Origin of the sequence: Dolichospermum circinale AWQC131C (assembly GCF_000426905.1) — a bacterium.
Taxonomy (GTDB): domain Bacteria; phylum Cyanobacteriota; class Cyanobacteriia; order Cyanobacteriales; family Nostocaceae; genus Dolichospermum; species Dolichospermum circinale.
The window spans coordinates 69,649-69,858 of the sequence record NZ_KE384596.1 but is presented as its reverse complement, the minus strand read 5'-3'; the positions used below and the strand labels follow the sequence as shown (position 1 = coordinate 69,858).

Sequence of the window (210 nt, the reverse complement as noted above, 5' to 3'; positions counted from 1 at the left end):
CGCTTTTGCGAGTGGATTACCAGCACAGATAACCGCCTATACATCGGTTGGTTCGGAGTATTAATGATCCCTACTCTCTTGAGTGCGATCGCTTGCTTTACTATCGCTTTCATTGCAGCACCTCCCGTTGACATTGACGGTATCCGTGAGCCAGTTGCAGGTTCTTTACTATACGGAAATAACATTATTTCTGGTGCAGTAGTTCCTTCT

The 210-nt window shown here is 45.7% G+C and carries 1 pseudogene; it reads left to right on the top strand.

The features are described 5' to 3' along the window. Positions 1-210 (top strand): annotated as a pseudogene (locus ACIR131C_RS26600) (photosystem II q(b) protein); the annotation flags it as partial.